Source organism: Nocardia puris, from assembly GCF_003315035.1.
Lineage (GTDB): Bacteria > Actinomycetota > Actinomycetes > Mycobacteriales > Mycobacteriaceae > Nocardia > Nocardia puris.
Genome location: NZ_QNRE01000004.1, coordinates 471,554 through 494,142 on the forward strand (window position 1 = coordinate 471,554; position 22,589 = coordinate 494,142).

At 71.4% G+C, this 22,589-nt stretch carries 22 protein-coding genes; 11 read left to right on the plus strand and 11 right to left on the minus strand.

The window, feature by feature from the left end:
- Positions 1-6 precede the first annotated feature (6 nt).
- The 3 genes from DFR74_RS15195 (at position 7) to DFR74_RS15205 (ending at position 2,827) form a co-directional block, all read left to right on the plus strand.
- Positions 7-1,071 (plus strand): DUF4328 domain-containing protein, encoded by a 1,065-nt coding sequence (locus DFR74_RS15195; RefSeq protein ID WP_084537747.1) that lies wholly within the window; start codon positions 7-9, stop codon positions 1,069-1,071.
- Positions 1,068-1,835, plus strand: a complete 768-nt coding sequence (locus DFR74_RS15200) for a glycerophosphodiester phosphodiesterase (protein WP_067509915.1) — start codon at positions 1,068-1,070, stop codon at positions 1,833-1,835. The genes DFR74_RS15195 and DFR74_RS15200 overlap by 4 nt, the downstream gene beginning before the upstream one ends.
- A gap of 71 nt (positions 1,836-1,906) precedes the next feature.
- Positions 1,907-2,827 carry a DUF5926 family protein gene (locus DFR74_RS15205; protein ID WP_067509913.1) on the plus strand — a complete coding sequence of 307 codons (921 nt, stop codon included), beginning with the start codon at positions 1,907-1,909 and terminating at the stop codon, positions 2,825-2,827.
- Between the two features lie 283 nt (positions 2,828-3,110).
- Here the strand turns inward: DFR74_RS15205 and DFR74_RS15210 are convergent, their stop codons facing one another.
- From DFR74_RS15210 to DFR74_RS37135, 3 genes are all read right to left on the minus strand, one after another.
- Positions 3,111-3,659, minus strand: a complete 549-nt coding sequence (locus tag DFR74_RS15210) for a ferritin (protein ID WP_067509910.1) — start codon at positions 3,657-3,659, stop codon at positions 3,111-3,113.
- 71 nt (positions 3,660-3,730) lie between these two features.
- Positions 3,731-4,279: a ferritin gene (locus DFR74_RS15215; RefSeq protein WP_067509909.1), complete on the minus strand. Its 549-nt coding sequence runs from the start codon at positions 4,277-4,279 to the stop codon at positions 3,731-3,733.
- Between the two features lie 9 nt (positions 4,280-4,288).
- Complete coding sequence (locus tag DFR74_RS37135; RefSeq protein ID WP_067509907.1) at positions 4,289-5,386, minus strand: LCP family protein; 1,098 nt, start codon at positions 5,384-5,386, stop codon at positions 4,289-4,291.
- Between the two features lie 204 nt (positions 5,387-5,590).
- Between DFR74_RS37135 and DFR74_RS37140 the strand changes: the two genes are divergently transcribed.
- Positions 5,591-5,761 (plus strand): hypothetical protein, encoded by a 171-nt coding sequence (locus DFR74_RS37140; RefSeq protein WP_157115839.1) that lies wholly within the window; start codon positions 5,591-5,593, stop codon positions 5,759-5,761.
- Positions 5,762-6,104: 343 nt separating this feature from the next.
- On the opposite strand, the gene DFR74_RS15230 is transcribed toward DFR74_RS37140, so the two are convergent.
- Positions 6,105-6,890 carry a CPBP family intramembrane glutamic endopeptidase gene (locus DFR74_RS15230; protein WP_067509857.1) on the minus strand — a complete coding sequence of 262 codons (786 nt, stop codon included), beginning with the start codon at positions 6,888-6,890 and terminating at the stop codon, positions 6,105-6,107.
- A gap of 306 nt (positions 6,891-7,196) precedes the next feature.
- Positions 7,197-7,958 (minus strand): DUF2470 domain-containing protein, encoded by a 762-nt coding sequence (locus DFR74_RS15235; protein WP_067509855.1) that lies wholly within the window; start codon positions 7,956-7,958, stop codon positions 7,197-7,199.
- Between the two features lie 120 nt (positions 7,959-8,078).
- On the opposite strand from DFR74_RS15235, the gene DFR74_RS15240 reads away from it, so the two are divergent.
- The 3 genes from DFR74_RS15240 (at position 8,079) to DFR74_RS15255 (ending at position 10,722) form a co-directional block, all read left to right on the plus strand.
- Positions 8,079-8,489: a hypothetical protein gene (locus DFR74_RS15240; RefSeq protein WP_067509854.1), complete on the plus strand. Its 411-nt coding sequence runs from the start codon at positions 8,079-8,081 to the stop codon at positions 8,487-8,489.
- A 647-nt stretch (positions 8,490-9,136) separates the two neighbouring features.
- The gene (gene pheA, locus DFR74_RS15250; RefSeq protein WP_067509851.1) at positions 9,137-10,051 is read left to right on the plus strand and encodes a prephenate dehydratase; all 915 of its coding nucleotides are present in this window, start codon (positions 9,137-9,139) and stop codon (positions 10,049-10,051) included.
- Entirely contained in the window at positions 10,048-10,722 is a 675-nt protein-coding gene (locus DFR74_RS15255; protein WP_067509849.1) for a histidine phosphatase family protein, read from the plus strand. Before pheA ends, DFR74_RS15255 begins: the two co-directional genes overlap by 4 nt.
- Positions 10,723-10,731: 9 nt before the next feature.
- Here DFR74_RS15255 and DFR74_RS15260 read toward each other — a convergent pair whose 3' ends face one another.
- The 6 genes from DFR74_RS15260 to DFR74_RS15285 all read right to left on the minus strand — a co-directional run bounded on the left by DFR74_RS15260 (position 10,732) and on the right by DFR74_RS15285 (position 16,513).
- Entirely contained in the window at positions 10,732-11,565 is an 834-nt protein-coding gene (locus DFR74_RS15260) for an ESX secretion-associated protein EspG (RefSeq protein ID WP_232331768.1), read from the minus strand.
- The gene (locus DFR74_RS15265) at positions 11,562-12,710 is read right to left on the minus strand and encodes a PPE domain-containing protein (protein ID WP_067509847.1); all 1,149 of its coding nucleotides are present in this window, start codon (positions 12,708-12,710) and stop codon (positions 11,562-11,564) included. The genes DFR74_RS15260 and DFR74_RS15265 overlap by 4 nt, the downstream gene beginning before the upstream one ends.
- 36 nt (positions 12,711-12,746) lie before the next feature.
- Positions 12,747-13,067: a PE family protein gene (locus tag DFR74_RS15270; protein WP_067509845.1), complete on the minus strand. Its 321-nt coding sequence runs from the start codon at positions 13,065-13,067 to the stop codon at positions 12,747-12,749.
- A 193-nt stretch (positions 13,068-13,260) separates the two neighbouring features.
- Entirely contained in the window at positions 13,261-13,611 is a 351-nt protein-coding gene (locus DFR74_RS15275) for a metallopeptidase family protein (protein WP_067509844.1), read from the minus strand.
- A 14-nt stretch (positions 13,612-13,625) separates the two neighbouring features.
- Complete coding sequence (locus DFR74_RS15280) at positions 13,626-14,753, minus strand: septum formation family protein (RefSeq protein WP_067509842.1); 1,128 nt, start codon at positions 14,751-14,753, stop codon at positions 13,626-13,628.
- A gap of 59 nt (positions 14,754-14,812) precedes the next feature.
- Positions 14,813-16,513 carry an aldehyde dehydrogenase family protein gene (locus DFR74_RS15285; protein ID WP_067509840.1) on the minus strand — a complete coding sequence of 567 codons (1,701 nt, stop codon included), beginning with the start codon at positions 16,511-16,513 and terminating at the stop codon, positions 14,813-14,815.
- A 140-nt stretch (positions 16,514-16,653) separates the two neighbouring features.
- On the opposite strand from DFR74_RS15285, the gene serS reads away from it, so the two are divergent.
- The 4 genes from serS to DFR74_RS15305 all read left to right on the plus strand — a co-directional run bounded on the left by serS (position 16,654) and on the right by DFR74_RS15305 (position 22,472).
- Positions 16,654-17,916, plus strand: a complete 1,263-nt coding sequence (gene serS / locus DFR74_RS15290; protein ID WP_067509838.1) for a serine--tRNA ligase — start codon at positions 16,654-16,656, stop codon at positions 17,914-17,916.
- A 147-nt stretch (positions 17,917-18,063) separates the two neighbouring features.
- Positions 18,064-19,824 (plus strand): putative bifunctional diguanylate cyclase/phosphodiesterase, encoded by a 1,761-nt coding sequence (locus DFR74_RS15295; RefSeq protein ID WP_228789733.1) that lies wholly within the window; start codon positions 18,064-18,066, stop codon positions 19,822-19,824.
- A 100-nt stretch (positions 19,825-19,924) separates the two neighbouring features.
- Positions 19,925-21,202: an MFS transporter gene (locus DFR74_RS15300; RefSeq protein ID WP_067509833.1), complete on the plus strand. Its 1,278-nt coding sequence runs from the start codon at positions 19,925-19,927 to the stop codon at positions 21,200-21,202.
- A gap of 316 nt (positions 21,203-21,518) precedes the next feature.
- Complete coding sequence (locus tag DFR74_RS15305; protein WP_232331767.1) at positions 21,519-22,472, plus strand: DMT family transporter; 954 nt, start codon at positions 21,519-21,521, stop codon at positions 22,470-22,472.
- Positions 22,473-22,589 lie beyond the last annotated feature (117 nt).

Sequence of the window (22,589 nt, forward strand, 5' to 3'; positions counted from 1 at the left end):
CAGGCCATGAGTACGGTGGTGCAACCCTGTGCGCGGTGCGGCGCGCGCTGGACCGTCCAGGGCAGCCCCATGCACTGGTGCCCGCGCTGCCGCGGCGTGCTGCTCTCGCCCGCCCCCATCGACGCCCCCGCCGAACGCCGCAACTACCGCTGGGTCGCCCGCCGCCCCGACCATCGCACGCGCAAACCGGCCCCGGCCGGGACCCCGCGCACGCCCACGCCGCGCTACGCGCTCATACCGAGCTGGGGCCTGCGCGATTTGCCGCCCGAACCCGCCGTCGAGGTGGAGCACGCGCCCTCGCGCACCGCGCGCTGGGCGCTCGCCCCGCTGCTGCTCGTCACCGCGGGCCTGTTCGTGCTCGCCGCCGTCGCCGAACTGCTGCGCTACGCGATCCTGCTGGTCAACCGCACCCGTTTGATCGACCCGCTCACCCTGCTGCTCTCCGACGGTTTCGTGCTGATCAGCTCGATCGGCGCGCTGGTCTTCGCGCTGGGCAGCGCCGTGGCGCTGCTGTTGTGGCTCATCGAGACGCGTCGCGCCGCGTTCGAGGCCGCCGGGCACAGCGATCCGCGCAGCCCCACCACGCTGGCGCTCGGCTCCCTGATCCCGGTCGTGAACCTGGTGTGGCCGGGCATCTACCTGGCCGAACTGGCCCAGCGGCGCGACGATCCGCGCGCGGGCCGGGCCGGGCGGATCTGGTGGTGCGCCTGGATCGTCGGCGGCCTGCTGGCCGGGGCGGCGCTGCTGTGGCGCACGGCCGACTCGCTGCAGGTCCAGGCCGACGGCGTGCTGTTCGCCGCGTTCACCGACGGCTACGCCGCGGGCCTGGTGATACTGACGCTGTGGACGGTCCGGCTCTTCGAGGGCCGCGACCTGTTCGGCCGCTCGCGCCGGTCGCGGCGCTGGGTGATGGCCGTCGATCCGGCGGTGCCCGTCATCGAGCCGGTGCACCCCGGCGGCGCGCCGGACACGCCCACCCGGGATGCGGCCGAGGCCGAGATCGCCGAGGATCTGGATACCGACGCCGCTGCGGACGGCGACCGCAGGCACGAGGAGGTTGTGGCCAAGTGAGCCAGGGCAGTCGCGCACCGTTCGTCGTCGCGCACCGGGGCGCCTCGGCGGCACGTCCCGAGCACACGCTCGCCGCCTACGAACTCGCGCTGCAGGAAGGCGCCGACGGCGTCGAGTGCGACGTCCGGCTGACCAGGGACGGGCACCTGGTGTGCGTGCACGATCGCACCGTCGACCGCACCTCCTCGGGCACCGGCCTGGTCAGCGAGATGACGCTCGACGAACTGCGCGAACTCGACTTCGGCGCCGACGGTGAACCGGCCGACGTGCTCACCCTGCACGAGCTCATCGAGCTGGTGCTGGACTGGCGCAGCAGGCCGACGAAGCTGTTCATCGAGACCAAGCACCCGGTGCGCTACGGCGCGCTGGTGGAGAGCAAGCTGCTCGCCGAACTCCAGCGCTTCGGCATCGCGACGCCCGCCTCGGCCGATCACTCGCGCGCCGTGGTGATGTCGTTCGCCGCCACGGCCGTCTGGCGCATCCGCCGCGCCGCGCCGCTGTTGCCGACCGTGCTGCTCGGCGAGTCGTCGCGCTACCTGGGCGGCGGCGCCGCGACCACCGTGGGCGCGACGGCCGTGGGCCCGTCGGTGAAGACGTTGCGCGACCACCCCGACCTGGTGGACAAGGCGGCCGCCGCCGGTCGCGCCACCTACTGCTGGACCGTCGACGACCCCGACGACGTGCGCCTGTGCGCCGAACTGGGCGTGAGCTGGGTGGCGACCAACCATCCCGGCCGCACGAAAGCTCTGCTCGCGGCCGCCTGACCGGTCCTTTCCCGCGGCCCCGCCGTGCCGCGCTGGGGTGTGACGCCGCCAACCCTGTAGGTTGTGCGCTCGTGGGTAAGAGCAAGCGCAACAGTCCGAAGCCCGGAGGGAACCGGGCGCAGCGTCTCGCCGAGCGCAAGGCGGCGCTGGAGCAGGCGGCGAGCGTCGTCACCCGTCCCTTCGCGGGGCTGGCCGCCGAATGCGATCTGGTGGCACTGCGGGAGTTCGTCCCGTCGGCGACCGCGACCCTGAAGCTGACGCCCGGCGTGGGCGCCGAGCGGTCGGTCGTGCTGGGCACCGTGCTACCCGGCGCGGTGGCCGCGCTGGTGCGCGCCGGCGACGATCCGGTCGGCTACGTGGCCACCCAGGTGCAGTTCCAGGGCGCCGACCCGGCCTCCGATCTGGCCGCCGCCATCCTGTGGACCCAGTCGGCCGAGCCGGGCGATTCGCTGAACTCGGTGGAGGCCGTCGCGGGCGGTCCGCGCCTGGCCGACGTCATCGACCCGGGCGCCGATCTGGAACTGACCGTGCACCAGGACTTCGACTGGTGGGTGCCCGAGGGCGTCAGCCCCGACCCGCAGGTCGCGGCGACCATCGAGCAGGCCAAGCAGGCGATCATGCCCTCGGCGCGGCTGGATCTGGGCGCGGACGCGATCGGCGCGGCCTGGTGGGTGGACGCGGGCGAGAAGGCGCATGTGCGCTGGCTGCGCCCCGAGGACGAGGACGCGCTCATGCTGGCGCTGGCCCGGCTGCACGCCGCGGGCGGGCTGCACCTGGGCGAGGGTTCGCGCTTCGCGGGATCGTTCCGCACGCACGGCCTGCTGGTACCGGTGTTCGACCTGGATCGCGAGCGGCACCCGAGCGAATGGGTGGAGCCCGCGACGGCGTTCGGGGCCCGGCTGGCCGAGGCACTGGCCTCCGAGGAGCCCCTGACCTCGGACGAGCGGCGGTCCAGGGACGGGCTGCGGTCGCGTCAGGTCACCCTGCGCTGAGCGCCGCAATTTCCCGGAGAAATTTTCTGAAAAACACTTCTTTCTGACTCGCCCTCGGTTACGTTCGTCACATCACCGCTCGCGGTGACGGCGAGGAACCTCTCGCCGAGAGATGAGGAAAGTAGGGAACACCATGGAAGCCATTCTGGAGCTGCTTGTCGGTCTGCTCAGCAGCCTGAGCGCCGAGTGACACACGACCTCGGTCGGTGAACGGGCCCGGTTCGTCGCGACGAACCGGGCCCGTTTCCACGCCGAGTATTTCCGTGTCAGCACGCATTTCGCGTCAGAGCGAACCGCCCGCGGTCGCGGGGGCGCCCGAGGCATCGGACGGGGAGTTCATTTCCCGCGCGATGAAATTCTCCAGATCGAACAGGTTCGAGCCGGCGCGGTCGGCGATATTGAGCAGGGTGGTCATATTCGCGACCTCCTCCACCTGCTCCTTCAGGAACCATTGCATGAACTGCTCGCCGAGATAATCGCCCTCTTCGCGGGCGGTGCTGGCGAGCCGGATGATCTGATCGGTGACGGTCTTCTCCTGCGACAGCGCCAGCGCGATCGGCTCGCGCACATTGTCGAAGTGCGACTTCGCACCGTCGACGCCGGTCAGCTCGACGCTGAGATCCCGGTCCAGGAAATACTGGACGATCATCAGGGCGTGGTTGCGTTCCTCGACGGCCTGGGCGTAGAAGCGCTTGGCCAGCTGGGGCAGATCCGCGTTGTCGAACCAGACCGCGATCGCGATGTACTGGTGCTCGGCATTGAATTCGTGCCGGATCTGATCGTGGAGCAGGCTGTGGAATTTGCTACGGGGGGACTCGGATTGGCTGGACATGCCGCCACATTATCGCTGGTCAGAGCGCGTGTCATCCAAGTACACCCTTATTGAGGCTAGTATTGCCTAATTCAAATGTTTGCTGTCCCGGCAATTTTCGGCGCCGCGACATCCGGCTTCGAGCCGTTCCGTAACTCGCGCGCCACGAACTGTTCCACATCGAAGAGATTGTCGTCACCGCGATCCAGCACGGTGAGCAACGTCGTCATCCGCGCGACGTTGTCCACCTGTTCTTTCAGGAACCACTGTATGAATCGCTCGCCGAGGTAGTCCCCGCCGTCGCGCGCGGCCTTGGCCAGCGCGGTCACCCGCGCGGTGTAGCCGCGCTCGGCCTCCAACAGGAAAGCGGCCGCGGCGCGCGGTGATTCGAAATCGTCGCGCACCGCGTCGAGGCCGCCGACCCGCACCGGGAGATCCCGGTCGAGCAGGTATTGCACCATGCGCAGCGCGTGCGCGCGATGCTCCTCGGCACGGCCGTAGCCGTGGCCGGCCAGCTGCGGTAGTCGCAGACTGTCGAAGTAGACGGCGGTGGCGAGATACTGCTGCGCCAGCGTGAAGGCGTGCCGGATCTGTTCGCGCAGCAGCGCCGGAAAGGGCTGGGCGACTTCGGTGTCGGGCATACTTCGACGCTACCTGGTGAGCAGCGCCTCCGGCACCGGTCGGTCCTCGGCGAGTGCCGCGAAGAACTCACCGGCGCGGGTCCTGTCCCACAACACCACATTTCCGCTGCCCGACACGTCCTCGAATCCGGCGATCGGCACCGTCGTCGCGACCGTGTCGCCGCGCATGGCCCAGCCCAGCCGCGCGATATCCCACAGGTGGTCGCCCTCGTCGACCTTCAGAGAACCGGTCATGCCGGTCGCCAGCGGCCACAGCCGCAACGGGTTGGCCAGCGTCGCGCCGCTGGTCGCCTTCTCCAGCAACGCCGCCATGAACAGGCGCTGATTGTGCATCCGGTCGATATCGGCCAGCGCGGTGGCGCGGCTGCGCACGAAGCCGAGCGCCTCGGTGCCGTTCAACTCTTGGCAGCCAGCGGGCAGATTGATGCCGGCCAGTGGGTCGTCGATCGGATTCGGCAGGCACACGTCGATGCCGCCGAGCGCGTCCACGAGGTCGGCGAACCCGGCGAAGCCGATTTGGGCGTAGTGGTCGATCCGCAGGCCGGTGGCGATCTCCACCGTCTGCACCAGCAGTTGCGGGCCGCCGAAGGCGAAGGCGGCGTTGAGCTTGTCGCGGCCGTATCCGGGGATGCTCACGTACGAGTCGCGCGGCAGGCTGACCATCGTGGTGGCGCCCGATTTCGGGATGTGCACCAGCATGATCGTGTCGGTGCGCTCCGGGCCGGTGTCGCCGCCGGTGGACAGGTCGCGTTCCTGATCGGGGGACAGGTCGCCGCGGCCGTCGGAGCCGACGAGCAGCCAGTTGGTGCCCGGCGTGTCGCCCACCCGGTCGGCGTAGTTCGCCAGCGCGTCGATCCTGGTGAGTTTGCCGTCGAGGTGGAAGACCGCCGCGACGATGCCGATCACCAGGAGCAGCAGGATCGCCAGGAACCAGCGGAACGGATGCCGCTTGCGCCGCCGCTTGACCTTCGCGGGTGGAGCGGCGGGCGGGGGAGCGGCGCGTCTGGGCTGTCGCGTGGGTGGCGGCGGGGGCGGGGCGTCGCGGAACGGTTCGGGCCGCTGCGTGGGCTGGTATTCGGGCTCGGCTCGGGAGGTCTCCTTCGCCATCTGCGAATAGGCGAGGGGCTGCGGTTCGCTGCCGTCGCGCCGGAGGACGGCGGTCGGCTCGATGTGGCGCGGATGGGCGGAGACCGTCGGGTCGTTCGCGCCGGGGAAGCCGGGGTCGGCGGCCGGAGGCGTCCGGCGCGGGTCGCGCGGCGGTGGACCGAGGCGCTTGCTCTGCGGCGGTTGTGCCGGTCCGGCGGGGTGTGGATGGCCGGGCTGGCGATCTGCGGGCCGATGTATGGGGTCGGCGGGGCGACGGTCGCGCGGAAGATACGCCGGACCGGCGGGACGACCCTCGCGATGCCGAGAACGGTCACGCTGGAGGTGCGCCGGATCGACAGGACGGCCGTTGTACTCGGGCCGACGATCCTGCTGTGATCGGCCTGGATCGCGGTCGTGCGCGGAAATGGCCGGATCGGCGGGACGGCGCACCTGCGGGTCGCCCCTCCGGGGGCTCTGTTCGCGCCCGTCGAGCGGCGCGCCCGGGAAATCTTCGTGCCGGGGGCGCTCGTTCGGAGGCGGGCCACTGCGAGCGTCCGGCGCGGGGCGGCGCGGCACGCCGGGCCCCCCTTGCGGCGGCGGGACCCGGCGCGGCCGCGGGTCGCGGGGGTCGTCGCCGTTCATCTCACTGACTTTACTGATCGGGCGGTGCTGGATCGCTTTCCTGGGAATCACCGCGTCGGGTGTTTCCGTTACCGCCGCGCGGCAAGCCCCGTCGACGTCACGGCAGCCAGGAGACGCGCCCCTGCAGCGCGGTGTAGCCGAGGTAGGCGACGGCGTCGATGAGGGCGTGCGCGAGGATCAGCGGCCACAGGCGGTTGGTGCGCTGCCAGTAGCGGCCGAAGACCAGGCCCATGACGATATTGCCCAGCCCGCCGCCGATCCCCTGGTACAGGTGGTAGCTGCCGCGCAGCAGCGCCGAGGCCAGCAGCGAGGAATTCTCCGACCACCCGAGCCTGCGCAGCCGCGTGATCAGGTACGCCACCACGACCACCTCCTCGGCCACCGAGTTCGCGCAGGCCGACAGGATCAGCGCGGGCAGCCGCCACCAGTGCTCGTCGAGCGCACTCGGCACGATCGTCACGCTGACGCCCGCGGCGTGCGCGATCAGGTACAGCGCCAGGCCGGGCAGCCCGATGATCGCCGCCAGCACCACGCCGGGCAGCACATCCCCGCGCACCCGCAACCGTCCGAGTCCGATGGCGCGCGGCCCGAATCCGCTGCGCCACAACAGGTACAGCCCCAGCGCACCCCACGCCATCAGCTGAAGCACACCCACCAGCTGGAACAGGAAGTCCAGCAGCGAGTGCTCCGACCGCGAGACGTTGAGCGCGACGGTGCGCCCCCCGACGCCCTCCGGCGAGAGCGCCGCGTTGATCAGGGAGAGCGCGGCCCGCAGCCCGCTGAGCCCGAACGTCACCGCCAGGACGATGGCGATCTCGATCCGGATCTCCCGCCGTTCCCGCTCCGAGGGCCCGTCGGTACCGGCCTTCACCTCACCGCGCATGCCGTCGAATCTAATCAGCGCGCGAGGGAGGAGGTTGGGCGGCGGCCCGTCGAAGCGCGGCGGCGTCCGGTGTGCAGCCGGATCGGCTCCGGTCGGACACGAGCTCGTGGTGGCGCGGGGCGCCCGACCACCCGCACGGTCGTGAGTCGGGTCGTCGCACTCGGTTCGACGGCCGAGCGCGGATCGACGTGCAGGTCGTGGCAAGATCTCCCGAGCCCGATCGCCGGTGCGGTACCAACCACCCGGCCGGTGCGCGTCGCACGGGTGGACTCGCGGCGCTACCGGGGGGACACCGCCCGGCCGACCTCAGATGCGGCGCAGCCCGTTCAGGAAGGGGCAGCCCGCCAGGGTGCGCACGGCGCGGCTCAGGGATTCGACGTCGTCGGCCGGGGCGGAGAAGGGCAGGCGGAAGTCGTGGTCGCCGTCGTGGCCTTCGACGCGAAGAGTGACGCCGTAGCGGTCGATGGCCAGCGGGTGCACCGAACCGGTTTGCAGCCGCGGCGGCAGGTGGCGCGCGAGCTGGGCGATGACGTCGGCGTGGTCGGTGTCCATGTGCTGCAGCCAGGCCGATTCCAGCTCGCAGAACGGATCCGGGCGGGCCGTGCGCAGCTCTTCGACGCACACCGATTCCGCGCCGGTGGAGTCGGCCACCACGGCGGTGTTGATCACCAGCCGCAGCAGCGTGGAGGTGTGGCCGACGTCGAGCAGCGCTGGGTCGGGGTTGTCCTTGGCCACCTCGCCCGCGAGCACCCGCTGGGCCTGGGCGGGCACCGCGCGCACGGTGCCGCGCAACCACACCAGCGCCCGCACCGGCTCGCGCAGCGGCAGCGGGGCGTGGTCGGTGAGCTCGAGCACGGCGGCCGCGCCGCCGGGGCCGAAGTTGTGCGTCATCACCGCGGCCAGCGAGCCGGTGGGCACGGCCACCACCACGTCGCCGCAGCCGCGGACGTGGTGCAGGGAGGTGGGCGTCGGATCGATACCGGGCAGCGCCAGGACCGCCTGGTCCGACTGCGCGCACGCGCTGCGGACCCGCTCGGCGGTGGTGGGCGCGACGGTCGATTTCGGCATGCGGACCTCCGGGTGGCGGCGGTGACGTTGATTAGGTAACCCTAACCTAAGTGAGGTTGCCCTGATCTGCAAGCGTTACGCCCGTGCCGGTTCCACATCCCGGGACGCTACGGTGGTCGCATGGCAGCTCCGACCCCGGGCGAACCCGTGCTGATCTCCCTGAGCACTCCGGCTCGGCGCAGTCTGCTGGACGGCCTGATCCGGGCTCCGGGGGAGAGTCCGGCGGGCATCCCGGTCCTGGACGCCGACGCCCCCGACGCCGAGATCGCCGACTTCCTCGCGGGCATCGCGCACACCGACACCGGCTACATCGCCCGCACTTCCCACGGCGACCGCGCCCTCGCCGTTCTGGCCGCCACGGCCGCCGCCCTCTGCGGCGACGACATCCGCACCGCCCTCACCACCCCCGACCTCCCCTTCCTCACCGGCCTAAAACCCCCGGCCGTCGAAGCCGTCCGCGGCATCCTGCGCGCGATCGAAACCGACGCCCCCGACACCGTCCGCGCCCACCTGGCCGTCCTCGAACCCTGAACCGCAGCCTCTGCCGCGCCCCTGAACCGCAGCCTTCGCCGCGCCAAGGCCGTGTGCGCGCACGGCTCATCTGTTCGGCTGCGACCCCGCAACTGCTGCGGTGCACGACTCGTCCTCTCGGTGGCGTGCCCGGCTGCGCGCGAGCCGTGGCCGCGTGCGTGCACGGCTGATCTGATCGGCGGCGGCTCCCGCAGCTGCGGCCGGGGTGTGGCCGCACGCATGCCTCGCCCGCTCGGCGGCGACGACCCGGCTCAGCTCTGGCTCTGGCTGGCCACGGCCGGTCGGTTCGGCCGCGAGCACGCGACTGTGCCCGAGTTCATGGCTGGGCGCGTGTGCGGCTGGTCGACTCGACAGCGGGCCGCGCGGCTGCGCCCCTGCCATGGTCGCGTGGTTGTGCGGCCCGTCCGTTCGGCGGTGGCGTGCGTGACCGCGGCCGTCCGGTGGCCGCACGGGTCCATGGCTCGTCTGATCGGTCAGGACCAGCGCGACTGTGGCGGGGCTATGCCCGCCCGGGAGGATCATCGGCGTCACCACAGCCTGGGTTCCGAGGGCGGATTCGGGGATCAGGGGGCGTCGGGCGGGTGAACAGCCGCGTGGGTCGCGGCGATGTGGGTTCGCCGCTCGGTGGCGCTTGTAATGTCGTAGGAGTGCCGCGCATCGCGTATTTCGGGCCGTCCGGGACCTTCACCGAGATGGCCCTCGCCGACCTGGAGAACTCGGGGACCTTCGACGGGCCCGTCGAGCGGGTGCCCGCGCCCAGTCAGGGGGCCGCGCTGGATCTGATCAGGTCCGGCGAGGTCGAGGGTGCCGTGGTGCCGATCGAGAGTTCCGTGGAGGGCTCCATTTCGGCCACCCTGGATTCGCTCGCGCTCGGCCCGCGATTGCAGATCGTCGCGGAAACCGAGCTGGAGGTCACCTTCACCATCGTGGCGCGGCCCGGCACCACCCTGGCCGACGTGCGGTCGCTGGCGGCCTACCCGGTGGCCGCGGCGCAGGTCCGGATGTGGGTGGCGCGCAACCTGCCCGAGGCCCGCCCCTATACGTCCGCGTCGAACGCCGCCGCCGCCGAGGACGTGGCCGCCGGGCACGCCGACGCCGCCGTCTCCACCGCCCTGGCGGGCGAGCGCCTCGGCCTCACCGCGCTGGCCGTCGGCGTGGCCGACCACGACCAGGCCGTCACCCGGTTCGTGCTCGTCACCCGGCCGCGCGTGGCGCCCGCCGCCACCGGCTCCGACCGCACCTCCATCGTGCTGGAACTGCCGAACGAGCCCGGTTCGCTGATGCGCGCGTTCGCCGAGTTCGCCACCCGCGGCATCGACCTCACCCGGATCGAATCCCGGCCCACCCGAACGGGTCTGGGCACCTACCGGTTCTACCTGGACTGCGTGGGCCACATCGATGACGCCGCCGTGGCCGAGGCGCTCAAGGCACTGCACCGCACGGCGCGCATCCGTTTCCTCGGCTCCTGGCCCGCCACGTCGGCCACCGGCACGCCGCCGCCGTCCGACGAGGAGGCGGCGCAGTGGCTCACCCAGTTGCGCAAGGGGGTGGCGGACCTGTGACCACCACGCCGGGCAAGCTGATCCTGGTGCGGCACGGCGAGACCGAGGGCAACGTCGCCAGGATCCTCGACACCAAGGTCCCCGGGCTGCCGCTCACCGAACGCGGTGCGGCGCAGGCGAAGACGTTCGGGTCCCGGTTGGTCGTGCCGCCGCGCATCCTGCTCACCTCGCAGGCGTTGCGGGCCCGCCAGACCGCGAGCTACATCGAGGAGGCCACCGGCGTCTCCGCCGATGTGCTGGACGGGGTGCACGAGGTGCAGGCCGGCGCGCTCGAGGGGCTCAACGACGTGGAGTCGCACCGCACCTTCCAGCGTATCTATCGCTCCTGGCACGCCGGCGAACTCGGCGTGCGGGTGCCGGGCGGGGAGTCGGGTGACGAAGTGCTCGAACGCTTCCTGCCCGTCATCGACACGCTGCGCACGTCGTTCCTGACGCCCGACGCGGGCGGGGGCGACGTGCTGCTCGTGAATCACGGCGCCGCAATGCGTTTGGTGGCGCGCACACTCACCGGCGTGGCGCCACCGTTCACCACCGACAACCTGCTCGACAACACCGAGACCATCGAGCTGATCCCGCGCCGGGACGGCGGCTGGGAACTGGCCCGCTGGGGCCGGTTCGTGCCGCCGTTCGGCTTCGAGACCTCGCCCATCGGTACCGACCCGATGGGCTGAGCCGCGCCGTCAGGACGGCTCGGTGATGATCGTCGGGAACTCTTCCCGCTCGGGGAGCGAGTTGATCAGATCCTGGATGGCGGTGCGCAGCCGCGCCTGGGTGCCGGAACTGATCGAGGACCACTTGATCCCGTCGTCGGCGACGCTGGAGGTGAGGATGATCCGGCCGCCCCGGGTGTTGAACAGCGCGATGTGGTTCTCCGCGATATCGCGGGTGCCGTCACCGTGCACGATCGCCGAGATCTGCGCGTGCGACTGGATGTCGACCAGTGCCGAGGCCAGCTTCTGCGCATCCCGGTTCGGGGTGCACACCTGCGCGAGCCGGTTGGCCGTGGCCGCGGCGTCGCCCGCATCGCCGAAAATCGGTGCGAGCAGCTCGGTCTGGGCGTTCATGCTCTCCAACTCGAGCGCCTCGGCCGGGCCGAGGGCCGCGACGATCGGGCCCGGCAGATCCTCGTCCACCTCGTCGATGACGTAGGACTCCGCGCCGCGAAGGGCGACGACCACCAGATCGTCACCCTTCGCCAGACACAGCCTGCTCACCTGTCCGTCGACGACCAGCCGCAACGCCAACTCCCAGTGCGGGCGATAGAGCGTGCGCAGCCTGTCTTCGACGTCCCGGTGCACCACGCCGTCGACCAGGAGGTCCCGGTCGGCGAGCGATCGGGCGGCCACGTCCATCGATGCGTTGTGGTCGGTCTCGTTGTCGTACCGGCCCATCGCTTGCAGCACGATGGGCAGCTCGTCGAACTGCAGTTTCTCCAGGAGGTACTGCATCTCGTCGAGCGAGAGCACGACGCCGCCGAGCATCGACGGGTCGCGACCCGCGCCGAGGACGGTCACTTAGCCGTCCCGGCGGGTTCGGCGCCGATCACGCCGTCGGCCGTGTAGCGGCCGTCGGAGAAGTGGTCGCCGTGCAGGTAGTCGGCGGCCTTGTGCTCGGACTCGTCGTCCTCGCCGCTGCGCGCGCTGCCCAGCAGCGGGCTGGCCGGACCCGTGGCGGCCGGCCGGACGGGCGCGCCGTCGACCTTGACCACGTCGGCGACCGGAGTGGCCGCGGCCGCGCCGAGCGGCAGGCCGGTGCCCCAGCCGTCGGGCAGCTTCAGCGAGGTGTTGTTGAAGTTCACCGAGGTCGGCGTGAAGTTGGCCGCGCGGGTGCTCGAGCCACCGCCGCCTGCGGGCACGCCCGCACCCATCATGGTCATCGGCGCGGCCGGGGCGGCGGGCGCCGCGGCGCTGGTGGCGGCCGCGATCACGCTGCCACCGAGGTTGCCGACCGTGCTCACACCGCCGGTGGCGATGCTGCCCGCCACGTTGGCGGCCTGGGTGACCGCACCCGCGACACCCGGGTTATTGGCCAGCGACGCGACGGTGGAGATCGCGGTCTGCACCAGGTCGCCGCCCTGGGGGGTGTTCTCCACGGCCGACGGGTCGGCGGCGCCCGCGCCCTGGGCGATCGACGGCGGCGCGGCGAACTCGCCGGGCGTGGTGACGGTCGCGGTGGTGGCGGCCTCGTAGGTCTCCATGACCAGCGCGGCGCGGATGTCCATGGCGTGCTTGGCGGCCTCGGCGGCGGGGAACGCGCCCGACACCGCGCCCGCCGGGTTCGCGGCCGCGACGACGGCGGCGTTGGTGGCCACGATCTCGGGCAGGCTGGGCATGGCCAGCGACGCGACGGTGTAGGCGGTCGCGTTGGCGGCGGCCTTGGTGCCCATCGTCGCGGCCATCACGCCCTGCTGCTCCGCCCAGCTGGTGAACGGGATCAGCTTGGACAGCGCCGCGATGCCGTTGACACCCTGCATGCCGATGCCGAGCTCGGCGATCACGCGGGTGACGGTGAAGGTGGCGTCCACCCAGGCCCCGGTGAGCGCGCCCCACGCGGTGGCGGCGGCCGAGATCGGAATGGCGTGCGCGCCCGTGTTCAGCGCGACGGAATTGAACTCGGCCATGCGGGGCAGCCAGAACACCCCGGTGATTCCTGCGGTCATGCTTGTTTCTCCCCTGCGTTCTCGGTGGCTCGCGCGTCAGACGATGGTGTTCGTGACGGCGTTCATCACGGCCGACTTGGCGATGTCCTCGGCGACATTCGTGGCGAGCTGGAAACGCAGCACGTTGGCGGCGTGGTGCAGCTCGAGGATGCCCTGCGCGACCGCGTGGTCGTGGGTGCCCGCGGCCCGGTTGAAGTGCTGGGCGGCGAGCAGCGAGACCTCGTCGGCGCCGGAGGGCAGCACGTGCGTCGCGGGGCCGGTCACGGCGGCCGCGGCGGCCAGCCGGTCGGCCAGCAGGTCCAGTTCGGCGGCGGCGGCGAGGACGAGCTCGGGTGTGATGGATACGTGGCCAACCATGACTCGACTCCTTCTAGTGGCGGCTATGGGGCGGAACCACGAGAATTCCCCCTACGAGTGTTAGGACGCGACGGCTCCTCGTTCGGTTCCATCGAATCCCCTACTTCTTACAGCGATCTTGCCAGCTGCTGATGCTCCCCTGCGCACCGTGTCGGTCGTGATGACGCGGCTCGCACCCGCAACCCTGCTAAGACTAGCCCCATCCCAGCTCATGGAGCCGGTCTTCGTCAATGCCGAAATAGTGTGCAATCTCATGGATCACGGTGATCGCGACCTCTTCGACCACCTCTTCCTCGGTGCCGCAGATCTCCAGGATGGCCTCGCGGTAGATGGTGATGGTGTCGGGCAGCGACCCGCCGTAGTGGCTGTCGCGTTCGGTCAATGCGATGCCGCGGTACAGGCCGAGCAGGTGCGGATCCTCGGGATCGCGCGGTTCGATCAGCACCACGACGTTGTCGATGGCGCCGGTCAGCTCGGGTGGGATGAGGTCGAGCGCATCGGAGACCAGTTCCTCGAACCGGTCCTCGGACATGGAGACCGCCATGGGTTGTCGCGGACCTACCTCGGCTGCGGCTGCGGTTGCGGGGGCAGCGGCGCGGCGCCCGGCAGCGGGGTCGGGGTGGAGCGGCCGGAGTTCGGCGGCGGCACGGGCGCCTGGCCGTCGATGAGGATGTCGCCCTTGGCCGTTCCGATGATCGGCGCGAAACCCTCGCGGTCGGTGCCCTTGCCGATCATGCAGTCCAGCTTCCGGCTGCCCGCCAGCCAGCTGCGCGCGTCCAGGTAGTCGAAGAACAGCGTGAGCGTCTTGTCCCGGATGGCGGTCGGCGAGCCGAGGTAGTCGGTGGCGGCCTTCGCGCACTGCTCCTCGACGTAGCGGTCCTGCTCCTCCTTGGCGGGCGGCCCGCCGGGGAAGCGGGCGGCCAGGTCGACGGTGGAGACGATCTCGACCGCGTGCTCCTGCCCGCAGTCCACCGGATCGGTGGGCAGGTTCTGGTTGATGCCCAGGCAGGTGCCCGCCGCGAACACCTTCGACTGGTCCTGCTCGGTGGCGCTGCCCTCGATGGGCAGCGGGGTGCCGGTGCTGGCCGAGAACTGCAGGCCGCAGCGCAGGGTGCGGTCGCCGTTCTTCCAGCCCTCGGGGCTCGGGTACATCAGGCCGACCACGTAGCGCCCGCGCGGGTCGAACTTGCCGCCCATGTACCGCTGCACGGCGGGCGTGCAGTGCTCCTCCTTGAGCTCGGTGAGCCGCAGCGAGTCGGGGAAGCGGGAGCCGGGGCCGAACTCGACGCCCGGGTACCTGCTCATATCGATCTCGGCGGCGACCTCGAACATGTGCCTGGTCTCGCAGGCCACCTTCACCAGATCGCTGCGGTCGGGTTTGGTCCAGCTCAGGCAGTCGCCCGCGGCGGCGGTGCCGAACTCCTTGTCGAGCACGGTGTGCGCGGGCTGGGCCGGGCTGTGCGCCTCGAGGCCGCTCTCGTTCTCGAATCCGGTGACGAACAGCGTGACCAGCGCGGTCACCACGGCGCCCGCGGCGACGGCGAGCAGACCCCAGCGCAGCTTCGACGCCGACAGGTGCAGATCCGGCAGCGCCGGGCGGCGGCGCGCGGCCTTGCCCCGGCGCCCGGCACCGCGGCGGGGTTTCCCCGGCGCACCGGAGGGCTTGGTCACATCATCGGGGGACATCGCGCTCCATCATGGCAGCGTCCGCGCCGCGGTGCCACGACCAGGCCGGATCCGCCCGCTCACCCGCGGAACGCGGAGAGGAACAGGCCGGGCAGCCGCAGCGGATCGCGCCCGGCGTAGAACTCGGTGAGCTTGCGCCCGGTCTCGGCGGCGGTGGCGTTGTCCACGAACCACGGCGGTTTGGGGGAGAGCGCGGGTTCACCGGCCAGCAGCGAGCGCGGCGCGGGACGGAACGGCCCGCGCACCACGGTGCGTTCCACGTGGTCGAGCAGGAAAGCGTTGTGCACCACGCCGATTCCGCTCTGCACGTCGTCGAGGGTGTGTCCGGGATAGGCGCCCCAGCTGGCGCGCGGGGCCAGGAACGCCAGGCCGGTCCAGGCGTTCACCGCGATCGCGCCGTAGCGCAGCCGCTCCAGGGCCCGGTCGAACGCGGTGCCCAGCCTGCGGATCACGGCGGGCTGGGCCAGCACGTTGGCGCCCAGCGTGCCGGTGAGTTCGGCGTTGGCGAAATCGACCGCGCGGTGCAGGAATTCGCCGCCCCGGCCCGGCAGTTCCACCACGCCGAGCACGGGCGAGAAGTACTCGGTGTTCAGCAGCGGGCTCTCGGCGGGCGGGACGCCCTCCACCAGCACCCGGCCCTGGCCCAGCCGTTCGGCCGCCGGATAGGCGGCGAGTGCGTCGGCGACCCGCTTGTCGCTGCCCGGGTAGTACGGCGTGCGCTGCGGCGCGAGTTCCAGCGCGGTGCGCAGTTCGTCGAGGAAGCGGTCGCGCTGGGGCCAGTCGGCGGCGATCACCACGGCCTGGGCGGCGACGCAGTTGTAGCCGCCGTTGTGCAGCCGCTGGGTGGCGATGTGGGCGGCCTGGAAGGCCAGATCGGCGTCGGACCACTCGCCGGGCACCACGAGGGTGGGCGACACCCCGCCCAGCTCGCTGGTGATCGGCTTGTCCAGCAGCGGGGTGCCCGCCTTCTTGTTGGCGGTGCCCTCGGCGCCGGTGCCCCACACGATGGCGTCGTGGGTCTGCGCGCTGCCGGTCATGTGCGCGTGCGCGACGAGCGGATGGCGCACCAGATAGCCGCCCTCCTCCGCGCCGCCGAGCAGGATCCGCACGACACCGAGTTCGATGAGCGGCGCGAACACCATCTCGAACACGGTGAACAGCGGATCGGTGATCGGGTTCAGCTTGAGCGCCACCACGCGGTTGTGGGCGAACAGTTCGTAGAGCGTGTCCAGCGGCGGGATCGAGGTGATGTTGCCCGCGCCGAGCACGGCGCCGATGCCGCCGGTCTGCGCCGGATCACGTTGCGCGAGTCCGGCGTCGCGGCGCGCGGTCGCCTCGTCCACGCCGGGCCGCAACCACACCTCGCCGCTGAATCCGCTCAGCAGCAGCCGGTCGTACAGGTCCAGCGGCAGAATCGGCACCGACACGCGTCCGCCCGGCGCGCTGCCCAGCGTCACGCCGTCGAGCGGGCTGCGTCCCGCGTCCAGCTTGCGCAGCGTGTCGGCCAGCGCCGCCGTGGCTTGCAGCAGGGTCATCGGCCCCGACATCCACTCCTCGCCGACCAGTGGCGAGTCCTCCGGCAGATCCTTGACGGCGCGCGCCGCCCGCACCCAGTCGGCGGCGAAGCGACCCGTGCGCTTGTGGATCTGGTCGAGCAGTTCGGCCCGCTCGCGCAGCGGGGTGGCGGCCCAGGTCCGCTCGCCCGCGGACAGATCGGCCAGTGCGTCGTCGATGGTCGTCGCGTCGAAAGTCGTACCCACCAGCCAACTATGCGCGTCGCGGCCGGGTTCGCGGCCCGGAACTGGGCAGATCGGCGCGAACCCGCCACCGGGCGGGCGTGTCGGTGCGCGGCGGATATCGGGATGAAGTCGCCCCGGGCCGCCGACTACGCTGATTCCCCATGATCGACCTGCGACTCCTGCGGGAGGACCCCGAGACGGTGCGCGCCTCGCAGCGCGCGCGTGGCGAAGACCCCGCGCTCGTCGACGCCCTGCTGGAGGCCGACGCCGCCCGCCGCGCCGCAGTGGCCACGGCCGACAACCTGCGCGCCGAGCACAAGGCGATGGGCAAGCTGGTCGGCAAGGCGTCCAAGGAGGAGCGCCCGGCGCTGCTCGCGCAGGCGCAGGAGATGTCGGTGAAGGTGAAGGAGGCCGAGGCAGCCCAGCACGCCGCCGACGCCGATCTGGACGCCGCGCACCGCGCCATTCCCAATGTCGTGCAGGAGGGCGCGCCCGCGGGCGGCGAGGACGATTTCATCGTGCTCGAAACCGTCGGCACGCCACGCGAATTCGACTTCACGCCCAAGGACCACCTGGAACTCGGCGAATCGCTGGGCCTGATCGACATGGAGCGCGGCGCGAAGGTGTCGGGCGCGCGCTTCTACTTCCTCACCGGCTACGGCGCGCTGCTGCAGCTGGGCCTGTTGCAGCTGGCCGCGCAGAAGGCCACGGCCAACGGGTTCACCATGATGATCCCGCCGGTGCTGGTGCGCCCCGAGGTCATGGCGGGCACCGGCTTCCTGGGCCAGCACTCGGCCGAGGTCTACCACCTGGCCGAGGACGACCTGTACCTGGTCGGCACCTCGGAGGTGCCGCTCGCGGGCTACCACGCCGACGAGATCCTGGACCTGAGCGGCGGCGCCAAGCGCTACGCGGGCTGGTCGTCGTGCTTCCGCCGGGAGGCGGGCAGCTACGGCAAGGACACCCGCGGCATCATCCGCGTGCATCAGTTCGACAAGGTCGAGATGTTCGTCTACACCACGCCCGAGCAGGCCGACGCCGAACACCGCCGCCTGCTGGACTGGGAGAAGGAGATGCTGGCCGCCATCGACGTGCCCTACCGGGTGATCGATGTCGCGGCGGGCGATCTGGGCACCTCGGCCGCCCGCAAGTTCGACTGCGAGGGCTGGGTGCCGACCCAGGGCACCTACCGCGAGCTCACCTCGACCTCGAACTGCACCACCTTCCAGGCGCGCCGCCTGGCCGTGCGCTACCGCGACGAGAACGGCAAGCCGCAGATCGCGGCGACGCTGAACGGCACGCTGGCCACCACCCGCTGGATCGTGGCGATCCTGGAGAACCACCAGCAGGCCGACGGCTCGGTGCGGGTGCCCGCCGCGCTGGTCCCGTTCGTCGGCACCGAGGTGCTCGCGCCGCGGGGCTGAAACGGGCCGCTCACCGGTGCGGATTCCGGGGATGTGGCAACCGTTGTGATGGGTAGTGTCTAGGCTGTTCCCGTGCGAGGAATCGGGGCGCGCGGCGATACCCGAACCCGGGTCCGGGCGGCATCGGCGCTGGCGACGGCAATGGTCATGGCTCGGACCACCGGGGCGTTCTACGTCATGGGCGGTGTGCTCGGCCTGATCATCACGGCCATCGCGCCGGGCGACGAGGGTAATCGGCCGCTGGTCGGCACGGCGGCGGCGATTGCGCTGGTGCTGGGATTGACGCTGCTCGCGTGGGGTCCGCGCCTTCCGCATTCCATCCATCACGGCTATGTCGCCGTCGCCACCGTATTGGTGACGGTGGCGGTGCATTCATTCCCGAATATGGTCGGCGGGATCAGCCTCGCCTCGTTCTATGTGTTCGTGGCGTGCGACGCGGCGCTGTTCTTCCGGTGGTCACAAGCGTTCGCGCACATCGCTTTCGCGATGGTGCTGTGCCTGTGGGCGTTGCCCGCGCGCGATCTGCCCTGGTGGTCGGGCCTGATCCCGGCCGGTGTCACCTTCGGTGTGGGTGTCGTGGTCGGCATCCTCACCCGGATGGCGTCCGAGGCCGATATCGACGTGCTCACCGGGCTGCTGAACCGGCGCGGGTTCGACCGCGCGCTCAACACCGCGATCGAGCACGCGGCCCGCACCGGGCAGGGGCTCTCGCTGGTGCTGGTCGACCTGGACCGCTTCCAGAAGATCAACGACCACCTCGGGCACCGCGCAGGCGACGCCGTCCTGCAACGCGTCGCCGACACCTGGTCGAAACTGCTGTCGCCCGATCAGGTGCTGGCCCGCTACGGGGGCGACGCGTTCGCGCTGCTGCTGCCCAACACCACCGAACAGGCCGCGATCCTGCTCACCGAGCAGTTGCGCGCCGCCGTCACCACCGGCTGCTCGGCGGGTGTCACCTCCTGGCAGCAGGGCGAGTCGGGATCGCTGCTGGTGAGCCGCGCCGACGTGGGTCTCTACCGGGCCAAGCAGGCCGGGCGCAACCGCACGGTGCTGGAGTCCTCGCGGCAGCTGCCGCTGGCCGTCGAGCTGCGCGAGGCCATCGACCGCGGCGCGCTCGATGTGCACTACCAGCCGATCGTCAGCCTCAGCGAGGGCGGCGGCAAGGCGGTCGGCGTGGAGGCGCTGCTGCGCTGGTCGTCCAGCGCGCAACCCGACGTCACCACCGAGGGCCTGATCCGGGTGGCCGAGGAGTACGACCTCATCGCCGATCTGGACGAGCTGGTGCTGCGCCGCGCCTGCGCCGACGCCGCCCGCCTCCAGGAGACCTTCGCCCAGCTCGACCTCACGCTCAATGTCAATGTCAGCGGGCTCGAACTGGCCGAGACCGGGTACGCCGACCGGGTCGCCGGCATCCTGGCCAGCACCGGCTGGCCCGCCGATCAGCTGGTGCTCGAGGTGACCGAGAGCGAGCTGGCCGCCGAATCGCAGACCGCCATCGCGAACCTGCACACCCTGCGCGAGCGGGGCGTGCGCATCGCCATCGACGATTTCGGCACCGGCTATTCCTCGCTGAGCCGGCTGGCCACGCTGCCGAGCGACATCATCAAGGTCGACCAGTCGTTCGTCGCCGCCATCCGCTCCGATTCGCCCGCGCCGCCGCTGCTCGGCGTCATCGCCGCGCTGAGCAAGTCGCTGGACCTGCAGGTCATCGCCGAGGGCGTGGAGACCGAATACCAGGCCGCGGTGCTCACCGAGCTCGGTTTCGCACTGGCGCAGGGCTACCACTACAGCGATTCGCACCCGGTCTCGGAGCTGATCCACGACCTCAACCAGGGCCAGAGCCGGGTGGGTCCCGGTTCGCACGACGACTCGGTGCCCGCGAACAACGGCTGGCTGCCGCTCGGCTGAAATGTGCTTGACGCCGCGCGCGCCCGGCGGCCAAGCTGAATGCATGCGTCAGATCCTGCATCGATGTTGACACTTCCGTAGCACCTCGGTCCGCGGTCATATGCTGCGGGCGATCCTGTTCAAGGGCTCGCGGGAACTCATCCCGCTGTATGCCCTCTACGCGCTGCTGTTCGCCGACCACGGGCTGAGCACGGCGCAGATCTCCTCGCTGCTGGCCATCTGGTCGGTGACGGCGTTCGTCCTGGAGGTGCCCTCCGGCGCGTGGGCCGACACGGTGTCGCGGCGTCTGCTGCTGATCCTGAGCGGTGCGCTGGTGTGCGCGGCGTTCGTGCTGTGGACCGCCACGCCGTCCTATCTCGGATTCGCGCTCGGTTTCGTGCTCTGGGGTGTGTCGGGTGCGCTGGAATCCGGCACCTTCGAGGCGCTGATCTACGACGGGCTCGCCGCCGAAGACGCGACCGCCGAGTACCCCCGCATCATGGGTTACGCGGGCGCGGCGGAAGAGGTCACCGTCGTCGTCGCCATCCTGGCCGCGGCGCCGCTGTACGCGGTGGGCGGCTACGCGCTGGTCGGCTGGGTGAGCGTGGCCGTGGCCGCCGCGCACACGCTGGTCGCCGCCTCGCTGCCCAGCGCCCCGAAGGCCGGTTCGGTCGAGGACGTGGACGAGGACGGTCACGAGATCACCACCCCCGGTCACGTGCCCGCGCCCACCGTGGTCGAGCACACCGGGGTGCTGCACCGCTACCTCGCGATGCTGCGCGCCGGTATCGGCGAGTCGATGCGGGTGCGCCGGGTCCGGTACGGAGTCCTGTTGGGCGCGTTGCTGTTCGGCATCACCGCCTACGACGAGTACTTCGGCCTGCTGGCGCAGGAGGCGGGCGTGGCGACCGCCCTGGTGCCGGTGCTGGTGGGCGTCACCGTGCTCGGTTCGCTCACCGGCACGCTGCTCGCGGGCCGCACCAGCGCGCTGTCGGCGCGCACGCTGGCGATCGCCGTGGCCGCGGGTGGTGTGCTGTTCATCGGCGGCGCGCTCGTCGCGGGTGCCGCCGCCGCGCATCCCGGGCTCGTCTACCCGCTCACCGGACTCGGCTTCACGGCGATCGGCGTCGGCTACGGCGTGGTCCTGAACGCCGAGATCGTCACCGACGCCCGCCTCCAGGACGCGATCGCCGGCCCGGCCCGCGCCACCGTCACCTCGGTCTCGGGCTTCCTCTCCGAGATCCTGGCGCTCGGCATCTTCGGCTTCGCCGCCCTGGCGACGCAGTGGTTCTCGATGGCGGTCACCCTGGCGCTGCTGGGATCGCTGATGTTCGCGATCGCCGCGCTGATGCCGCGCTGGTTGCCGCCGCGGGTTGTGGAGCACGAGTCGGTGGAGTGAGGGGTGGGCTCGGCCGTGGGGTGTGCGCTGAGGATGTGGTGGCGCGGCGATTGAGTAGACGCTCAGGCTGTCGGGAGGCGGGTGACGAGGGGAGACGTGTGGTTGGCGGCGCTCGGGGTGTCGTGCGGTGGGTGACCAGTGTGGAGTCGTGTGGTGAGCGGCGTTGCGGGATCGGGTCTCCGCTTCGCCGTGGGGCCGTCGTTGAGGACGTGGCGGTGACGATCAGGCGGACGGTCAGCGTAATCGGAAGGCGCGTGGATCGGGGCCCGGCGTCGCGTGGCGGTGTAAGCCGGGAGCGGGCGGGTAGCGTGCGGGCGTGACCGTGCGGACGAGGTGGGGGTTGGTGTTCGGGTTCTGCATCGGGGCCGGGGTCGCGGTGCAGGGGCGGATCAACGGGGCGCTCGGGGCACGGTTGCAGGACGGGATCGCCGCCGCGACGGTCAGTTTCGGGACTGGTCTGCTGATCCTGGTGATCGCGTTCGCGATGAGTGCGCGGCTGCGGGCGGGGTTCGGCGCGGCGCGCGCGGCGCTGGCCGAGGGGACGCTGCGCCCGTGGCACCTGCTCGGCGGGTTGTGCGGTGCGTTCTTCGTCGCGGGTCAGGGGCTCACGATCGCGGCGATCGGCGTCACGGTGTTCACCGTCGCGGCCGTCGCGGGACAGCTGTTGAGCAGCCTCGCGGTGGATCGGCTCGGCCTCGCTCCCGGCGGCGCGACACCCGTCACGGCCTCGCGGGCGCTCGCCGCCGTGCTGGCGATCGGCGCGGTCGTGCTGACCTCGGGGCGAGGGGGCGAGCAACCGGGCGCCCTGGCCTTGCCCGAATTGTTCGGCGCCACGCCGCATTTCCTGCTCGTCGCGCTGCCCGCGCTCGCCGGCATCGGCCTGGCCTGGCAGCAGGCCGTCAACGGCCGGGTCGGCGCGGCGGGCGGGCCATTCTCCGCCGCCCTGGTGAACTTCACCGTCGGCCTGATCGCGCTGGTGCTGATCGAATCCGCACTCCTGGCCTACACCGGCGGCCTGCCGGCGTTTCCCACCGAACCCTGGCTCTACCTGGGCGGACTCATCGGCGTCGCGTTCATCGCCCTGGCCGCGCTCACCGTCCGCTGGATCGGCGTCCTGCTGCTCGGCCTCACCTCGGTCGCCGGCCAGCTCGCCACCGCCCTCACCCTCGACCTCCTCACCCCGGACACCCCGGCCCCCTCGGCACTCTCGGTCCTCGGCTGCCTGCTCACCCTCGCCGCCGTCACCCTCGCCGCCCGCCACCGAACCTGAACGGGTGCGCCGCGCGATCGCTCGCACGCACTCTGATCTCGCTCTCGGGCCGTCGCCCGCGCTATTGAATCAGAACGGGTGCGCACACACCTCCGGTCCGCACGGCTTTGGCCTCGG

Coding starts and splice junctions, on each gene's coding strand:
- DFR74_RS15195 (WP_084537747.1), top strand. CDS start 7: ATGAGTACGGTGGTGCAACCCTGTGCGCGGTGCGGCGCGCGCTGGACC.
- DFR74_RS15210 (WP_067509910.1), bottom strand. CDS start 3,659: ATGTCCAGCCAATCCGAGTCCCCCCGTAGCAAATTCCACAGCCTGCTC.
- DFR74_RS15215 (WP_067509909.1), bottom strand. CDS start 4,279: ATGCCCGACACCGAAGTCGCCCAGCCCTTTCCGGCGCTGCTGCGCGAA.
- DFR74_RS37135 (WP_067509907.1), bottom strand. CDS start 5,386: ATGGCGAAGGAGACCTCCCGAGCCGAGCCCGAATACCAGCCCACGCAG.
- DFR74_RS37140 (WP_157115839.1), top strand. CDS start 5,591: ATGGCCGGGCTGGCGATCTGCGGGCCGATGTATGGGGTCGGCGGGGCG.
- DFR74_RS15230 (WP_067509857.1), bottom strand. CDS start 6,890: ATGCGCGGTGAGGTGAAGGCCGGTACCGACGGGCCCTCGGAGCGGGAA.
- DFR74_RS15235 (WP_067509855.1), bottom strand. CDS start 7,958: ATGCCGAAATCGACCGTCGCGCCCACCACCGCCGAGCGGGTCCGCAGC.
- DFR74_RS15240 (WP_067509854.1), top strand. CDS start 8,079: ATGGCAGCTCCGACCCCGGGCGAACCCGTGCTGATCTCCCTGAGCACT.
- DFR74_RS15265 (WP_067509847.1), bottom strand. CDS start 12,710: ATGACCGCAGGAATCACCGGGGTGTTCTGGCTGCCCCGCATGGCCGAG.
- DFR74_RS15270 (WP_067509845.1), bottom strand. CDS start 13,067: ATGGTTGGCCACGTATCCATCACACCCGAGCTCGTCCTCGCCGCCGCC.
- DFR74_RS15275 (WP_067509844.1), bottom strand. CDS start 13,611: ATGGCGGTCTCCATGTCCGAGGACCGGTTCGAGGAACTGGTCTCCGAT.
- DFR74_RS15280 (WP_067509842.1), bottom strand. CDS start 14,753: ATGTCCCCCGATGATGTGACCAAGCCCTCCGGTGCGCCGGGGAAACCC.
- serS (WP_067509838.1), top strand. CDS start 16,654: ATGATCGACCTGCGACTCCTGCGGGAGGACCCCGAGACGGTGCGCGCC.
- DFR74_RS15295 (WP_228789733.1), top strand. CDS start 18,064: ATGGCTCGGACCACCGGGGCGTTCTACGTCATGGGCGGTGTGCTCGGC.
- DFR74_RS15300 (WP_067509833.1), top strand. CDS start 19,925: ATGCTGCGGGCGATCCTGTTCAAGGGCTCGCGGGAACTCATCCCGCTG.